Source organism: Pseudomonas sp. LBUM1661, assembly GCF_059695925.1.
Genome location: NZ_CP166794.1, coordinates 2317430 through 2332978, shown reverse-complemented (window position 1 = coordinate 2332978; position 15549 = coordinate 2317430). Strand labels below are relative to the sequence as shown.

Genomic DNA, 15549 nt, shown 5'->3' with positions numbered 1-15549 from the left:
ATCACCATGTCTGTCTCTACTACCCATGCCCCCTGTGACGAGCTCCTGCTCACCAGGGAAACGCCTGTGCAGCGTCGCCGAGTACGCGCCGCCTGGCTGTTTCTGACACCGATGTTGCTATGTCTGGCCCTTGTGGCCGCCTGGCCGCTACTGCGTACATTCTGGTTCAGCCTGACTGATGCCACCCTGGCGGACACCCGTGGTGGATCATTCGTAGGCTTGAGCAATTATCTGTTCCACAACGGTTCCAACTGGTCGGGTGTCCTGGTCGATCCTCAATGGTGGAACGCTGTGCGCAACACGTTGCATTTCACCGTGGTGTCGGTGGGACTGGAAGTCGTCCTGGGGCTACTGGTGGCGTTGCTGTTGAACATCAAGTTCACCGGCCGTTCTTTGGTGCGTGCGTTGATTCTGATTCCGTGGGCGATTCCTACCATTGTCTCGGCGAAGATCTGGTCATGGATGCTCAACGACCAGTTCGGCATCATCAATCACATGATGCTGACTGTCGGCCTGATTGATGCCCCCCTGGCCTGGACAGCAGATGCGGATCTGTCGATGTGGGCGGTCATCATCGTCGACGTCTGGAAGACCGTACCTTTTGTCACGCTACTGATGCTGGCTGCCTTGCAGATGTTGCCGAGCGATTGTTACGAAGCCGCCAGGGTCGATGGCATTCATCCGCTGAAAGTGTTCTGGCGCGTCACGCTTCCACTGTTGATGCCTGCATTGTTGGTGGCGGCGATCTTCCGCATCCTCGATTCCCTGCGGGTATTCGACGTCATCTATGTGCTGACCTCGAATTCTTCGAGCACCATGAGCATGTCGGTCTATGCCCGCCAACACCTGGTGGAGTTCCAGGATGTTGGCTATGGCAGCGCGGCCTCGACTCTGCTGTTTCTGGTCGTTGCGGTAATCGCCATGCTTTATCTCTACCTCGGACGCCGTCAAATGGAGGTTCGGTCATGAGCCCGCGCCTACTGAAAAAAGCACTGTTGCGCCTCGGGTTCTGGTGCCTGATCGGGGTTTTGCTGCTGTATGCGGTCTTCCCTTTCTACTACGCCGTCGTGACTTCGCTGAAGCCGTCCAGTGCCTTGTTCGAGGTGAGCTACTGGATCGAAAACCCCGACTTCTCCAATTACGCGGCGGTACTCCACCAAGCCTCATTCCTGCGGGCTATCGGTAACTCGCTGGTGGTTGCGCTTTGCGTGGTAACGCTGGCGCTGTTCCTCAGCGTGACCGCCGCCTATGCCTTGGGAAGGGTGAAATTCCGTGGGCGTGGCACGGTATTGATGATGGTTCTAGGTGTGTCGATGTTTCCCCAGGTCGCTGTACTGTCGGGGCTGTTCGAAGTGATCCGCGCCCTGGGTCTGTACAACACGTCTTGGGCATTGATCCTGAGCTACACGATTTTCACCCTGCCCTTCACCGTCTGGGTGCTGACCACATTCATGGGCCAACTGCCCCATGAACTGGAGGAAGCAGCAATCATGGATGGCGCTTCGCCCTGGGTCACGCTGACCCGAGTGCTGTTGCCGCTGCTCTGGCCTGCACTGGTCACCACTGGCTTATTGGCCTTTATCGCAGCGTGGAACGAGTTCCTGTTTGCCCTGACCTTCACCCTCACCGACACACAACGCACGGTGCCGGTCGCCATCGCCTTGATTTCCGGCGGCAGCCCTCATGAGTTGCCTTGGGGGTTGTTGATGGCCGCCTCGGTGGTGGTCACCGTCCCATTGGTGATTCTGGTGCTGATCTTCCAGCGCCGAATCGTTTCCGGTCTCACTGCCGGCGCGTTAAAGGGTTGATGCCCGACAACTACAAGGAACAGCATCGTGATCAAGTTAAAACTGGATAACGTGAACAAACAATTGGGCGGCGCTCGGATTCTACGCGACGTCAACCTGGAGATCGCGGCGGGTGAATTCGTGGTGTTCGTTGGCCCTTCGGGCTGCGGAAAGTCGACCCTGCTACGACTGATCGCCGGACTGGATTCGATCTGCGGCGGCGACCTGCTGATCGACGGGCGTCGCGTCAACGACCTGGAGCCGCGCGAGCGTGGCGTCGGCATGGTGTTTCAGTCTTATGCGCTGTACCCGCACATGAGCGTCTACGACAACATCAGCTTTGGTCTCAAACTGGCCAAGACTGAAAAGAGCAGCCTGCGTGAGCGCGTGCTGAAAACAGCGCAAATCCTTCAATTGGACAAACTGCTGCAACGCAAGCCAAAGGAACTGTCTGGAGGGCAGCGCCAGCGTGTGGCCATGGGCAGAGCCATGGCGCGTGAGCCGGACATTTTGTTGTTCGATGAGCCGCTCTCCAATCTGGATGCCTCCTTGCGGGTGCAGATGCGCAACGAAATCGCCCGGCTGCATGATCGGCTGGGTTCGACCATGATCTACGTCACCCACGATCAAGTGGAAGCGATGACCCTGGCCGACAAAATTGTCGTGCTCAATGGCGGTCGCGTAGATCAGGTCGGCTCACCGCGCGAACTCTATGAGCGCCCAGCGAGCCGCTTTGTCGCCGGCTTTCTCGGTTCGCCGAAAATGAATTTTCTGGCGGCGCGCCTGCATGCCCCGGGCAAAACCAGCCTGGTCGATACTCCCGTTTTGGGTATGACCTCCCTGCCCTTCGACAGCTCGAACCTGGCGGCGGACGCCCCGCTGAGCCTGGGAATTCGCCCGGAACACATGTCGCTCAAGGCGGCGCAGGGCACTGCCGGCGTCGTCATTACCGGGGTCGAATACCTGGGCAGTGAAACCTATGTGCACCTGGATACAGGTCAGGACGAGCCACTGATCTGTCGTTGTGCAGTCAACGCCGGATGGCAGGCAGGCGATCGGGTCGAACTGCAGCTGGACATCGACAACCTGCACCTGTTCGACGCCGACGGCGCGGCCTTGAGGCGCCACCCACAAGCCATTGAAACCCTGCCGGATGACGTCTCTCTACGCTCAGCCCGAGTACGCGCCCTATGACCTTATCTTTGAATACCATGAGTGATCCAATGTCTTCGTCCCTTGACCTTGCGCAGCGCGCACTGGGTGACAGCCTGTCTCGCGTCATCCAGGATTATCGACCCGGTTATCATATTGCCCCGCCGGCAGGCTGGATGAACGACCCTAACGGGGTCGTGTACTTTCGTGGCGAATATCACGTTTTCTATCAGCATTACCCCTTCGACGCGAAATGGGGCCCGATGTATTGGGGCCACGCCAAGAGTGCCGATCTGGTTCATTGGCAGCACCTGCCCATTGCGCTGGCACCTGGCGATGACTTCGACCGTGACGGATGTTTTTCCGGTAGCGCGGTGGTGTGCGGAGATACCTTGGCACTGATCTACACCGGACACACCTGGCTGGGGGAAGTAGGTGATGAACGCTTGATCCGTCAAGTCCAGTGCCTGGCCACCAGCATCGATGGCATCCGCTTCGTCAAGCACGGCGCAGTCATCGAGACCGCGCCGCAAGACACGATCATGCACTTTCGTGACCCCAAGGTATGGAAGGAGGATGACTATTGGTACCTCATTGCCGGCGCACGTCTGGGCGATATGCCGCTGCTCCCGCTGTACCGTTCCACGGATCTGCGCGTCTGGGAGTTCCTTAACTATGTGTCCGGCGGCAGGGAGGGTGATGGCTATATGTGGGAGTGCCCGGATCTGTTTCGACTGAACGGACGCGATGTGCTGTTGTACTCCCCCCAAGGTATGCCATCCCAAGGTTACGAACGGCTCAACAAGTACCAGACGGGTTACCGAGTGGGCCGACTAGACAACGAGTGGAACTTCACCGGCGGGCCTTTTATCGAGTTGGATAACGGCCACGATTTCTATGCGGCGCAGACGCTATTGGCCGCCGATGGTCGACGCCTCGTGTGGGCGTGGCTCGACATGTGGGAAAGCCCGATGCCGAGCCAGGCCCATCACTGGTGCGGCATGCTCGGATTGCCACGCGAACTTGAACTGTGCGTAGATCGCCTTCTCGTGTATCCGGCACGGGAGCTCACCGCTCTGCGAATGACGCTATTGCCTGGTACGTCGTGGTGGGAGGAGTCGGGAACCCGGTGGGTGCCGGAAGTGAATGGCGATATGCTCGAAATCCATGTGCATCTGGATCTGCTCGGATGCACCGACGGCCACCTGGGAATCGCCTTGCGTTGCAGCGACGATGGCCGTGAAGAAACCCTGCTCTACTACGATGCATCACTGCATCGCCTGGTGCTTGACCGCAGCCGCTCGGGTACGCAAGTCACAGGCCAGCGCAGCGTATTGATAGACCCGGCACAAGAGCGACTGGAACTGCGCGTGTTTCTCGATCGCTCGTCCATCGAGGTGTTCGACGAAAACGGGCGCTTCAGCCTCAGCAGTCGCCTCTACCCCCAGCCTGGCAGTCTGGGCGTGAAGCTCATTGCGAGCGGGAGTGGCGGGCGTGTCGCCATTCCCAGGGCATGGCCTCTCGCATCGGGATGGCTATGAGCAGCGTCATACGAGTCGCGAGAAGCGCAGGCCATGTGTCATGATTCTGCGTCAACCTGACCGGCCTCACTTCGCATGACTTCAGTGAAAGACGTTGCACAGCTGGCCGGCGTGTCCCTGATGACGGTTTCTCGAGCGCTCAACACTCCGGAAAAACTGAGCCCTGAAACCCTTCTACGGGTGCGTCGTGCCATTGATGAACTGCAATTCGTACCGAGCCTGTCGGCGCGCAAGATGCGCGGCGACAACCTCCAGTCGCGAACCATCGGTGTGTTCGCGCTGGACACCGCGACCACCCCATTCGCGGTCGAGCTGCTGCTGTCCATCGAGCAGACCGCGCAGCAAGCCGGCTGGAATGTATTTATCCTCAACCTGTTAAGCAACCCGCCCACCGACCAAAACATCGACCTGATGCTATCGCACCGTCCGGACGGCTTGATCTTCAGCGCCATGGGGTTTCGCCACGTGAACATTCCCGAGCGCTTGAAGAGCAAACCCCTGGTACTCGCTAATTGCCTGGCAGATGACAGTCGCTTGGTGAGTTATGTGCCAGACGACGAAACGGGGCAGTATCGAGCGGTACATCATGCGTTGAGCCAGGGCTATCGGCGCCCTCTGTGCATCAATCTGCCAAAACAGAGTTTGGCCTGGGGCCTGCGGCAAAAAGGCCTGCAGCGTGCCTGTCAGGCATTCGGACTGACGCCTGACGCGCTCCTGCAATACAACCTTTCCGATCATGATGCCTATGGTGAAACCGCAGGTATCCTCGACCGACATATCATTGATGGTCGTCCCCAGTTCGACATTCTGATCTGTGGCAACGACCGCATTGCGTTTTGTGCCTATCAGCTGTTGTTGGGCCGAGGTCTGAAAATCCCCAACGATGTCGCCGTGCTCGGCTACGACAACATGATCGGTATTGCTGAGCTGTTTATCCCGCCGCTGACCACGGTGCAACTGCCGTACTACGAGATCGGTCGCAAGGCTGCACGGCACCTGATCGAGACCCTCGACGTATCGGGAGCCCAGCCAGTTGATTGTCCATTGGTGGTCAGGGCATCACTATAAGAATTAGTTAATTCGGTGATAGCGCGCCCGCTTGCTTTCGATTTGCCACTGGCCTGTTACCGACCGCTTATGACCCAAAGTGTGCCGCATTCCTAGGGATGGAAGGAAGAAGAGATGCCGGGCTTTCACGAAGTGCGAGCGCTGTCGCTGCATCTGTACAAAAAAGCCGGAAAGCATGGTCAGAAAATCGCAGGCCACGCGAGCGAGGGCATGACCAAAAACTACCAGCGAGACCGAGGAAATCATTTGGTCCGAGGTGTGAGTTAGCAGCGGATTTGGCACCGACCAGGACCTTGCAAGAGATTCCGAGCTGACCGCTAGAACCCGCGGCCGACGGATCTTTCGAGGGTTCAGCGGCACTCAATCGGTGCCAATTACCTGCAAAATGATTTGTCACCAAAAACAGCAAGAAATCGGGTGAATTTGCGGTCTGTTTGGCACTGCGGTTTGGGCCCAAAAACGTCGATTTTTGAGGTATGAGGCAGGCTCTCGGACGCGATGGTTTGATTTCAAATCGGCCCCTGGGCTTTGTAATCAACGAGGCTTCACAAGGCCCACAGCCCGTCAGCAATCAATTCGAATAGATGCGCCCTCCCCGCGCTCTATTCCGTTTCCCTAGCGCACAATCGGAAGTCCGGCTTTCGCTGCTTCCGTTTGTCTTCAAAGGCACGGCCCGCGTGACGTACAGCCGGTTTCGCTGATTTGGGATGGTGACCTTTAAGAACGAAGAATCGGAACTGAGCTTCCAGGGTTTAGCGTCGCGGAGCGGGTGAGGGAAAACGCCCTAATTGCCCGGAAACAAGGCGTTAGGCAAGACCATCTGACATGCGAAAAAGCTGAGAAAGGAAGAGAAATATCAAACAGGATTGGTGCCAAAGGCAGCGCGAAAAAGGGCCAAAAACGGCGTGAACTCACATCCGCAAAGCACTAGACCGCTCCTAGTGACTTCATCATGCGCAGGCGCCCAACACGACGAATTCCCATTGTTCGCTTACGAGCGGTCGCTTCAACGACTCAGCATCGCAGTGACCATTCATTAGTCACTTCAAGGTCACCACGACGAATCAATAAGACCCTATGCGTTCAGTATTCGCTCAATGCGCTCACGCGCCACCCCTGTGAGACGTCTAACGCCTAATAACCTGGCAACCTCAAGGGCTCGGTCTCCAGCATCGATAATGCTCGCGGCGATACGCAACTCCTCCGCCGCGATCTCCTCGATTGAACGCACGTCATTGGTCGATGCCGGAACACGGTATGTGGACCACTCCATCACATCGCCCTCGGCGTGCCAGACGAATGCCTCGGCTAAACCACTCAGCAGCCCACGCAGACTTTCACCCAGTGTGATGGCCCGCAGTGTACGGGAGGTGTCGCTGGTCAGACCTTGCCAGCCAGGGATCGACTGCATGTCACTTGCCAATGCGTCCAACTCCACTAGCTGCGAATGCAAGCTCTCGAAAATTGCGAGGTCGCTTAGGGTGACCGCCACGCCTTGACCGAACCGGCAGGAGTGGTGCTTGAGGACGATCGGAACCTGCGCAACTTCCGGCTATGGGCCGAAGCTTGCCGCAGTCGAGGCGCCCAAGCCTGGATGCAAATCAATCATCCCGGACGGCAGCTATTGGCCTCAATGGGGCAACCGGCAAGAGGCCCCTCCGCGGTTGCGGTCGATATCCCCGGGCTGTCTAAAGCGTTTGTACCGCCCAGGGCGTTGGTTGAACAGGAAATCGAGGAGCTGATTGAGCGCTACACCCAAGCGGCGGTGCTGGCCGATCCTTAGCCGCAGCCGGGCGTTCGCGGATCGATACCGCGTCAGTGATTCGACCGTGATTTTCTTTCTTCTGCGTGTGATGGCGCGAGCGACGCATGGCCCGCGTGCGCCGTAAATGCTCTAGCAACTCCTTCTTCAGAGCCCCGCGAGCCTGTATGAAGAGCGTGCGATAGATCGTCTCGTGTGACACCTGATAGCTCGTATCGTCCGGGTAGGTACGCTTCAACCAACCGGCAATTTGTTCCGGCGACCACTGCAATTGAAGCTTGTCTGCAACAATTTTCGCCACCGTTCGGTTCTCAACAAGTTTGCAGACCTTGGGACGATGTGCGCGATCCCAGGCAGCCTGATCAGCTCGATTAGCCCGGTAGCATCCTTGGCCACCGTTGCGTCTGATCTCACGACTGATCGTAGAGGCTGCTCGACCTAGCAGCGCAGCCATGGAACGGATCGAGTTACCTGCCACCACTGCACGCGAAATCTCTTCGCGCTCAGCCAACGTCAGCGCCAATCTGGACCTGCGGCGTACAGCGGGTCTGATACCGCCTGTTTCCGCCAAGATGCGCTGTATCGATGAATGGTTTCGATCAAATAGTTGGGCGATGTGCTGGAGAGAGTCGCCTTTCTGCCAGTGATCCCACATCAGTTTTTTCTGGCTTTCGGTGTAATAGATCCGAGGTCTCTGCTTCATCTGCAACACTCCTTCTGCTTACACAGAATTTAGTTGTGTTGCGTCGACCGGTTGAATCCACAGCCAACAGCGGACGTTCAGCCTTCTCACAAAGACCGCGAACAGAATTAACGATGAAAGTTATGCGCGGCGATTCGAATTTGGGCTTTAATATCCGTGCTTTTATGCAGCAAGGTGGATGCGCCTTACGGTGGATTCAGGTTGCAATGTACTTGTCTAATCAAGGAAGAAACGACATTGAAAATAGCTTTTGGCGCACTGTTTTTGACTTGGCTGACTACTCTCGCACTCGCTGACGAGAACCCTGTCGGCTTCCACTCTTCCACACTGCCGGACCCGCAAAATGACCGCGCACTGGAGATGGTCGTCTGGTACCCCAGTGCAACGACCGCCGCCACGCAATTGATCGGCGATGATGCGGTATTCGTCGGGGCTTCTGCCGTTCGTAACGCGCCGCCCGCGGCTGGCAAGCATCCATTGTTGGTGCTCTCCCACGGTTACAGAGGTAACTGGAGCAACCAGATCTGGCTTGCCAGTGCTCTGGCTCAAAGGGGCTACGTCGTCGCCGCAATCAATCATCCTGGCAGCACCACTCATGACCGTAGCCCTCAAGCAGCGGCGCAGTTATGGCAGCGGCCCGTTGATGTGCGCCGAGCTATAGATGGGGTCACGACTCAACCTGAAAAATTCGGCTTGGTCGCCAGTGACCGAATTGCAGTGGTGGGCCATTCACTCGGCGGCTGGACCGCCTTGGAGATTGCCGGTGCTCGATTCGATCCAGACCGCTTCGCCCATGACTGCAAAGCCCACCCACAGTTAGCAAGTTGCGCCGTGTATGGAAAGATGAACCCTGCAAGCACCTCAGAATCACAGGCCGCATTAGCCGCCGATTGGCGCGATAAACGCGTCACTGCCGTGGTTACATTGGACCTGGGGCTTTCACGGGGCATGACCGATGAAAGTCTGGCCGCGATGCCGGTACCAACACTGGTGATCGCTGCCGGCGTACCGTCGCGCGACCTTCCGGCTGAGTTGGAGTCTGCCAACCTGGCCAAGCGCCTGCCTGCGGCGTCAAGCCGTTACGTCGAAATCAGCGACGCAAGCCATTTCACTTTCCTGTCGGTGTGCAAGCCAGGCGCTGAGGCAATGCTCGAAGAAGACGTACCAGGCGATGGCATCATTTGCCGGGATGGCGACAGCGCTCGCTCGCGTGGGGTGATCCAACAGCAGGTAACATCGCTGATCGACGAGTTTCTTCAGGCATCTATCTACAAAGAAGGCAGTTTGTAAAATCGGGGTACGAGAACTGCCGCTGCTCAAAAAAACCCGCTGGAACAGTTTCAGCGCCCGCGCAATCTGTCACATCGGTTGGCCAGGGATGAGCGCTCTGGGTCGTTTTCTGCCTGTCGTGACAGGCAGAAAACGGCCAGAAGCAATGGGATGCACGTCTAACAACCACTTGTAGTCGTTATCACGCAATCCAAGCTCACTGCCTTGTCTTCACTGTGACGAACATTTTGATGCGGTCGTGAATCTCTTGGAGAGCATGGCGAAAAGGCTCATGTTTTTCACTGGTGGTCGGGTCTTCAAAACTCCACACGATCACCTCACCGGAGGACGGCATCCGTGAAGCTTCTTCGGAAGACTTATCACACAGTGTGATCACGTAATGAAACTGTTGCCCTTCAAATTCATTAATCGATTTGCTACGTAGACCGTTTGTTTCTATGCCTATGTGTTCGAGAGACTCCAGGGTTCGAGGATCAATCTCGCCGGGTTCGAGGCCAGCGCTGAAAGCTTCGAAGTCTGCTGAGTCAGTGTGGCGAAGCAGCGCTTCGGCCAGCAAGGAACGGACATCGTTTTTGGCGCAGACAAACAGCACCCGGAATTTGTCAGCCATTTCTTTCACCCCGGTCAGACAGTGATCTGAAAACGACATTGCTCAGTTAAGCAGCGTTTTTGACCGCCCGACCTCAAGTCGATGGAATGCATTGTTTCGAATTCTTTCAGTGCCCGTGCCGATTCAGTCTGCCTCCTCCAGTACGTGCAAGAGATCAACAAACTGGCCTGTCAGCTTGTGATGCCTGTCGAGATAAACCAAAGGTTGGCAGCGCTCATGAGATTCACGCATCTTCACCGAACTGCCGAGATACACCGGAAGAATCGGCAGCCCTTCTGCGATGAGTTCCTCGACCAGATTGCGGTGAAAGCCAGTGGTGCTGACGTAGTGATTGATGACAATTCCTTCAACGACCAGGGATTCATTATGGTCAGCCTGAAGTTCTGCCACCTGTGCCAGCACCTGGTACAACGCCTGACGAGCGAAAGTATCGCAATCAAATGGAATCAAAACTGCATCCGCTGCGATGAGTGCACTGAACGTATAGAAGTTCATCGCCGGAGGCGTATCGATGTAGATCCGGTCGTAGTCTTGTGAAATGTCGTCCAGAAACCGACGCAGCTTGTTTATCTTGAACTTCGCTTCCAGCTTGGGCTGTAAATCCGAAAGCTCGAGGCTGGCAGTGATGAGGTGAAGATTATCGTAGGGTGTCTCAATGATGTGAGCCCGGCTTTTTTTGGCTGCCGGCCCCGAGGACAGCGTTTGCTTAAAAAAATCCGCGATGCCCACCGGGATGTCATCCCCGGTCAGGCCGGTGAGGTAATACGTAGAGTTGGCTTGGGCATCTAGGTCGACAACGAGTGTCCGGTAGCCTTCCATTGCGCTTGCAGCAGCCAGGTTGCAAACAATGCTCGACTTGCCTACCCCACCTTTTTGATTGAAAACAACACGACGCATCAACACCATTCCTGCGGCAAAAGATTCCAGTTTATCGATTTCCTGCGAATCCACAGCGGTAGCTTGATGAATTTTATATTTCAGTGTCCGTGTGCAATGGCTGCAACGAACAGTTGCTCTGCTACGCTCTGCAAACTAACTCACAAGCGAGGACGATGATGTCTTTTGTCGACGATTTTGTGGCTCAGATCATTTCCCTGGAAGTCTCCCTCTATCACTCGCGCGCTCGACTGCAAGCCAACAGCGATAACGAAGCCCTGCATGACTTGAGGATAGCGGTTCGGAAAATACGCAGCCTTCTGCGACCGCTGCGCAAGATGCCGGAGATTATCGAATTGAATCAGGCCGCCGCTGAGGTTGGCAGAGCGACGACTCCCACGAGGGATCTGGAGGTCATCGTTGATGAGCTTCGGAAAATGGGGTACCCGCGCCAAGCGATGAGCCGAAGCGCAACCTTGACAGGACAATATCGGAAGATCATCGGTAGCCCAATGCTCGACAAACTGTTTGGCGAACTGGATCGATGGCCAGAGTTGTTCAGGACTGCCCAGCGAGCCGGCGAACTGGCTGATGTCAAAAGACAAATCCAGAAAGCCCTGAAGAAAAGAATCACTCAGCTGATCGCTGGACTTCGGGATAAACATTTTGACCGGCACGAGCTGAGGATCATCGTGAAAAACGCAAGATACCTCTCCGATGCGTTTCCGACACTGTCACCGCTCAAGGCAAAATCCAGGGCTCAATTGAAGTCGGTACAAGCGTCGCTCGGCTCATGGCACGATCATCATCAATGGTGCCTGCGGGCCGAGGCGGAACCTGATTTGCTCGAAATCGCACCGTACTGGGAAGTCGCGTCAGAGCAGGCGCTGGCTGATGCCGAGCTAAAATTGGCGTCACTCCTTGATCACCTAGAGAAAGACCTGGCGAAGTCTAAAGAATGACATCAATTCGCCTCCAAAGCCCCGATATAGAGCCTTTGATACATTTTGAGTCATCTAAAAAATGCGCTACCCTCTGCCACCTCAACAGCAAAGGGTTTGCAGATGAAAATCACTATTGAAACAAATGAGCAAGGAAGCGGTTGCAAAGTTTGGCTAGGCGAAACGGCAGTTTCGTTCCCCAGCCTAGAGGACGCTAAAACCTACATTGCGCAACTCGAAGAGCGGATAGAGGCGGCCTCTCATACTTTTGCCCAAGATGCTGAAAACTCGGAGGTTAAGTAAACGTCTCGTCAGCGGTCGTTTATGAGGCCAGTCTGCATACGCGACCTGATTGCTCGACGAGGATGAGCATTAACCATCACCGTTTTTAACAAACATTAGCAGCCACTGCTCGCCTTATAGAAACCGCGAAATATTCGCCATTGCCCGCGTTATGTAAACGTCCTTCTCCCCCACCGGGGCAACATAGTGAAGAGCACTGCGTGCAGCCTCTACACCAGCTAAACGAGAGATGAACCAAGCGGCCAGATACTGCGACGATAAGCAGCCGCCAGCGGTTGCGACATTGTCCTTAGCCACAAACGGCTGATTGAGCACCGCCACGCCGGCCTCTTCAACCCATGGCTTGGTGATAAGATCCGTGCAAGCCGGAACGTCGTCTAGCAGGCCGAGCTTTGCAAGTATGAGCGTGCCCGAGCACTGGGCGCCCAAGAGTTGGCGAGCTGGGTCTAGTTTCAGTCGAGACATCAGTGCGTCGTCCGCGACGACGTCCCGGGTCAATCTCCCACTACCCACCAGCACCGCATCCGCGCCGCAGGCTTCCTCTAACGACGCCTGCGCCTCGACCATCAGGCCGTTCATCGATAGCACCTTATCTGTGGGGCTGGCGATAGACACTCGCCAATCAGGCTTTTGAACCCGGTTGAGAATGCCGAACGAAATGAGCGAATCGAGTTCGTTGAACCCTTCGAAGGTAAGGATCGCGATGTGCATGGTGCGCCTCGTGCCAGAAAAGTCTTGAGGCCCATCGTAAAATCAAAAGACCAATACATTCAAAAAATTGTAATGGATACAGTTCTGCTCACTGTAGCGTCTTCACAGCCATTCGGCGCCACTCTTGAGAGTCCGCTATGGGTCGTCCTATGCCGGTCAGGACCACGAAGCATGCTCGTCAAACCCTATGCAAATAGCTGGATAGATGAATGCAAATGGATGGCAGGTTTGTGCAGTTACCGAGGTAGTGGCTTGGCGGCGATTTTCCGGGCTTTGGCAGGCGTTACGCCCAACGCCTGGAGAATCATTTCGGCGACCCGCACATCATGCTCCACCACAGCCCGTCCATCGACAACTGAGCGCATCGCTCCGGTTGTGCACGATAAGACCAGATCCAGGGCAACCCCCTCCTCCTCATATGCCAAAGTTCCTGCACGCAGACCGTCACGCAGATCGCCAAGCACATGGACAGCCAGACGCGAGCGCATGGCCTGGTCGAAATGAATGATGCGCAGCAGCGCATTCGCCCATTGGTGGTCAGTCGCAGCCCGACATACAAACATGCGTACACCAATCGAAAGCCGCTGCGCTCCGCAGAGCACGTCCGCGTTCAGGACAGAAATGGCATCAGAAAACTCCGCGGCCATGGCAATGCCCACTGCTTCGAAGACTTCGTCGCGCGTTCGGAAATAGTTGTAGATGGTGCCGTTGGATACCTCTGCCTCCGCGGCTACCTCAAGCAGTGTGATTTCCCCAGCCTCCTTACGTGCGACAAGGCGCAATGCCGCGTCCATAAGACCGCGACGGGTGCGCGCACGCTTCTTGTGCCCCCGGGTGAGAGGTTCTGGTGCCGCGGGTTCTAAAGGAGGTGTGGGGGAATGCATGATCAAGCTCGTAATCTAATCGGCTCGTTGATGGTACTGGAAACCCTGTCAGCAGTGGCGTCATCACTCATCAGCAGATCCCGGCAGTCTTGAAAAAGACTGCTGGCCTCTGTGCCAGGGAGGTGGTGCATGATGATACGGTCAGGACGAACGGCGACCAATGTTCCTTTTGCAGCCAGCGGCAGGATCTCATGGTTCATGTCTTCGATGAAGTCACAACGGCCGCTGGAGCGTAGGCCGCGGGGTCTGACTTCCAGGAAGTGGCCCCCCATCTTTTCCCAAGCAACGATCTGATCTGTGGATAGCAGTGATAAAGGGTCAACGCCGAATCCAACCAGGGTAAGGTTATTTCCCAAAGCATCGTCACTCAGCGTGATCTGCTTTTGCAGGGTACGAACCCAGGCTTGGGGAAACAGGCTGCCACGTACCAGCTTGTCACCTCGCCGATGCTGTACGAACAAACCGTGCTTGAAGGTGTTTTTCGGCTTGATGTCCAACTGCTCGAAATACCTCCTGGTGGCGGGAGTCAATCCCAGCATGCGCATCAAGCCGTGGATGAAGAACGCTGCGATCTTGTTCTTGGGCATCACCAGACGGCCCATCATTTTTGCCAGGTTGATCATTGCCTGAGCATGCGGGCGGCGTTCAACGTCATAGGTTTCGAGTATCGCGGGCGCGGCGTGGCCACGAAGGACCCAAGCCAGCTTCCAGGCCAGGTTGGCACCATCCCGAAGGCCCGCTACGAGACCTTGCCCGACGAAAGGAGGGGTGATGTGCGCGGCGTCGCCAACGAGAAACGTACGCCCCTTACTAAACCGGTTGCAGCATCGAGCGTGGAATCGATACACCGCTTTGCGCTCGATTTCCAGTTCCAACGGATTGACCCAGGGGGCTATGAGCCGGGCGATGCTTTCTGGGCTTTCCAACTCCTCTCGTGATTCGCCGGGTTGCAGCATGAATTCCCAGCGTTCCCTGCCACCGGGGGCGGGCATGTGCGGCGTGGGTCGCCGTGGATCACAGATAAACTCAATGTGATCAATGGCTGACTGATGCCGATTCTTGGCATCGACAATCAGCCAATCCTCAGCATAGGTTTGTCCTTCAAATTCCTGGCCGATCAGCGCCCTAACCCGGGAGCTGGCACCGTCTGCACCAATCAGGTATTGAGCGCGAACAGCATGCGAGTGCCCATTCTCATCCCGCACGGTAGCGACCACGCAATCCGCTTCCTCAACCAGACTTTCCAGCTCAAAACCACCCAGACTGGTCACTGATTTCAGTCGGGAAACCTGGCCACGCATCGCGCGTTCCAGATCGGGTTGATAGAAGGTCACAAGCTTGGGATGGCCGTCGATGCATCCTTCGGTATTGGCGCGACCAAATTGGCCGAGGACCGGAGAGTGCATCTTCACTTCAGGGATCACGATCTTCTCGAAAGCGTCCTCTGACAATCCGGCTAATTGCAGGATGCGCAGGGCCTCGTTGTCCAGGGCAATGGCACGAGGCATCAGTACGATGTCGTAGAGCTTGTCCAGCACCAGGGTAGTAACCCCGTAGCGGCCGAGCAGCGCCGCAATTGTCGCACCTACCGGGCCATTACCGACGACCAGCACGTCGACGACGGAGGGAGGCAATTCGGAATCTTTCTTGTTGTTGTTCATCTCGCGAGCCCTTGTTGTGATTGAAATCGTGAGGCGCATAGGTCTCATCGTTAAGCAGAATCAAAATAAGCAAAAATGAGAGATATTTCAATATTGATTTATTTGTCATAATTATTTGAGGTCATTGAAAAGCCGTGATGTCGTCGAACGAACCGGCGCAGAGGCCAGGTGTTACTGGCCGTAATTAGGCAAACAAGGCTCGTGGCATGAAGTTTTTGGTACACCAGTTTCCGACCGACGACGCTTGGCGTCCGGATCGA

General features: G+C 56.1%; 14 protein-coding genes and 3 pseudogenes. 10 read left to right on the top strand and 7 right to left on the bottom strand.

The genetic code is table 11. From position 1 onward, the window contains the following. Nucleotides 1–6: 6 nt before the first annotated feature. From ACA057_RS10785 to ACA057_RS10760, 6 genes and pseudogenes are all read left to right on the top strand, one after another. Nucleotides 7–969, top strand: coding sequence for a carbohydrate ABC transporter permease (locus ACA057_RS10785; protein ID WP_497348139.1), 963 nt, complete (start codon nucleotides 7–9; stop codon nucleotides 967–969). Further along, nucleotides 966–1808, top strand: a complete 843-nt coding sequence (locus ACA057_RS10780) for a carbohydrate ABC transporter permease (RefSeq protein WP_497348137.1) — start codon at nucleotides 966–968, stop codon at nucleotides 1806–1808. The genes ACA057_RS10785 and ACA057_RS10780 overlap by 4 nt, the downstream gene beginning before the upstream one ends. 27 nt (nucleotides 1809–1835) lie before the next feature. After that, a complete protein-coding gene (locus ACA057_RS10775; protein WP_497348135.1) occupies nucleotides 1836–2981 on the top strand; it encodes an ABC transporter ATP-binding protein in 1146 nt (381 codons plus the stop codon). Continuing rightward, nucleotides 2978–4480 carry a glycoside hydrolase family 32 protein gene (locus ACA057_RS10770; protein WP_497348133.1) on the top strand — a complete coding sequence of 501 codons (1503 nt, stop codon included), beginning with the start codon at nucleotides 2978–2980 and terminating at the stop codon, nucleotides 4478–4480. Before ACA057_RS10775 ends, ACA057_RS10770 begins: the two co-directional genes overlap by 4 nt. 75 nt (nucleotides 4481–4555) lie before the next feature. After that, nucleotides 4556–5548: a LacI family DNA-binding transcriptional regulator gene (locus tag ACA057_RS10765; protein WP_497348131.1), complete on the top strand. Its 993-nt coding sequence runs from the start codon at nucleotides 4556–4558 to the stop codon at nucleotides 5546–5548. 99 nt (nucleotides 5549–5647) lie between these two features. After that, nucleotides 5648–5810 (top strand): annotated as a pseudogene (locus ACA057_RS10760) (integrase); the annotation flags it as partial. An 813-nt stretch (nucleotides 5811–6623) separates the two neighbouring features. Here the strand turns inward: ACA057_RS10760 and ACA057_RS10755 are convergent. Next, nucleotides 6624–6959 carry a hypothetical protein gene (locus ACA057_RS10755; RefSeq protein WP_497348129.1) on the bottom strand — a complete coding sequence of 112 codons (336 nt, stop codon included), beginning with the start codon at nucleotides 6957–6959 and terminating at the stop codon, nucleotides 6624–6626. 72 nt (nucleotides 6960–7031) lie between these two features. On the opposite strand from ACA057_RS10755, the pseudogene ACA057_RS10750 reads away from it, so the two are divergent. Continuing rightward, nucleotides 7032–7325: pseudogene (locus tag ACA057_RS10750) on the top strand (oxidoreductase); the annotation flags it as partial. Here ACA057_RS10750 and ACA057_RS10745 read toward each other — a convergent pair. After that, nucleotides 7312–8013, bottom strand: a pseudogene (locus ACA057_RS10745) (IS30 family transposase); the annotation flags it as partial. The pseudogenes ACA057_RS10750 and ACA057_RS10745 overlap by 14 nt on opposite strands. Nucleotides 8014–8250: 237 nt before the next feature. Between ACA057_RS10745 and ACA057_RS10740 the strand changes: the two are divergent. Continuing rightward, nucleotides 8251–9303, top strand: coding sequence for an alpha/beta hydrolase family protein (locus tag ACA057_RS10740; RefSeq protein ID WP_497348127.1), 1053 nt, complete (start codon nucleotides 8251–8253; stop codon nucleotides 9301–9303). Between the two features lie 196 nt (nucleotides 9304–9499). Here ACA057_RS10740 and ACA057_RS10735 read toward each other — a convergent pair whose 3' ends face one another. Continuing rightward, nucleotides 9500–9913 (bottom strand): arsenate reductase ArsC, encoded by a 414-nt coding sequence (locus tag ACA057_RS10735; protein WP_497348125.1) that lies wholly within the window; start codon nucleotides 9911–9913, stop codon nucleotides 9500–9502. Between the two features lie 123 nt (nucleotides 9914–10036). After that, on the bottom strand, nucleotides 10037–10810 hold the full coding sequence (locus ACA057_RS10730; protein ID WP_497349859.1) for a ParA family protein: 774 nt from the start codon (nucleotides 10808–10810) through the stop codon (nucleotides 10037–10039). A gap of 158 nt (nucleotides 10811–10968) precedes the next feature. On the opposite strand from ACA057_RS10730, the gene ACA057_RS10725 reads away from it, so the two are divergent. Both ACA057_RS10725 and ACA057_RS10720 read left to right on the top strand, forming a co-directional pair. Further along, nucleotides 10969–11751, top strand: coding sequence for a CHAD domain-containing protein (locus ACA057_RS10725; protein ID WP_497348123.1), 783 nt, complete (start codon nucleotides 10969–10971; stop codon nucleotides 11749–11751). 102 nt (nucleotides 11752–11853) lie between these two features. Then, nucleotides 11854–12033: a hypothetical protein gene (locus ACA057_RS10720; protein WP_497348121.1), complete on the top strand. Its 180-nt coding sequence runs from the start codon at nucleotides 11854–11856 to the stop codon at nucleotides 12031–12033. Nucleotides 12034–12147: 114 nt separating this feature from the next. Here the strand turns inward: ACA057_RS10720 and ACA057_RS10715 are convergent, their stop codons facing one another. From ACA057_RS10715 to mhpA, 3 genes are all read right to left on the bottom strand, one after another. Next, nucleotides 12148–12744 carry a DJ-1/PfpI family protein gene (locus ACA057_RS10715; RefSeq protein WP_497348119.1) on the bottom strand — a complete coding sequence of 199 codons (597 nt, stop codon included), beginning with the start codon at nucleotides 12742–12744 and terminating at the stop codon, nucleotides 12148–12150. A 236-nt stretch (nucleotides 12745–12980) separates the two neighbouring features. Then, entirely contained in the window at nucleotides 12981–13628 is a 648-nt protein-coding gene (locus ACA057_RS10710) for a TetR/AcrR family transcriptional regulator (protein ID WP_497348117.1), read from the bottom strand. 2 nt (nucleotides 13629–13630) lie between these two features. Further along, nucleotides 13631–15289, bottom strand: a complete 1659-nt coding sequence (mhpA, locus tag ACA057_RS10705; RefSeq protein ID WP_497348115.1) for a bifunctional 3-(3-hydroxy-phenyl)propionate/3-hydroxycinnamic acid hydroxylase MhpA — start codon at nucleotides 15287–15289, stop codon at nucleotides 13631–13633. Nucleotides 15290–15549 lie beyond the last annotated feature (260 nt).

Bases quoted from the DNA above. Each gene is read 5' to 3' on its own strand.
- ACA057_RS10785 (WP_497348139.1), top strand. From the start codon at position 7: ATGTCTGTCTCTACTACCCATGCCCCCTGTGACGAGCTCCTGCTCACC.
- ACA057_RS10780 (WP_497348137.1), top strand. From the start codon at position 966: ATGAGCCCGCGCCTACTGAAAAAAGCACTGTTGCGCCTCGGGTTCTGG.
- ACA057_RS10770 (WP_497348133.1), top strand. From the start codon at position 2,978: ATGACCTTATCTTTGAATACCATGAGTGATCCAATGTCTTCGTCCCTT.
- ACA057_RS10765 (WP_497348131.1), top strand. From the start codon at position 4,556: ATGACTTCAGTGAAAGACGTTGCACAGCTGGCCGGCGTGTCCCTGATG.
- ACA057_RS10755 (WP_497348129.1), bottom strand. From the start codon at position 6,959: ATGCAGTCGATCCCTGGCTGGCAAGGTCTGACCAGCGACACCTCCCGT.
- ACA057_RS10735 (WP_497348125.1), bottom strand. From the start codon at position 9,913: ATGGCTGACAAATTCCGGGTGCTGTTTGTCTGCGCCAAAAACGATGTC.
- ACA057_RS10730 (WP_497349859.1), bottom strand. From the start codon at position 10,810: ATGCGTCGTGTTGTTTTCAATCAAAAAGGTGGGGTAGGCAAGTCGAGC.
- ACA057_RS10725 (WP_497348123.1), top strand. From the start codon at position 10,969: ATGTCTTTTGTCGACGATTTTGTGGCTCAGATCATTTCCCTGGAAGTC.
- ACA057_RS10720 (WP_497348121.1), top strand. From the start codon at position 11,854: ATGAAAATCACTATTGAAACAAATGAGCAAGGAAGCGGTTGCAAAGTT.
- ACA057_RS10715 (WP_497348119.1), bottom strand. From the start codon at position 12,744: ATGCACATCGCGATCCTTACCTTCGAAGGGTTCAACGAACTCGATTCG.
- ACA057_RS10710 (WP_497348117.1), bottom strand. From the start codon at position 13,628: ATGCATTCCCCCACACCTCCTTTAGAACCCGCGGCACCAGAACCTCTC.
- mhpA (WP_497348115.1), bottom strand. From the start codon at position 15,289: ATGAACAACAACAAGAAAGATTCCGAATTGCCTCCCTCCGTCGTCGAC.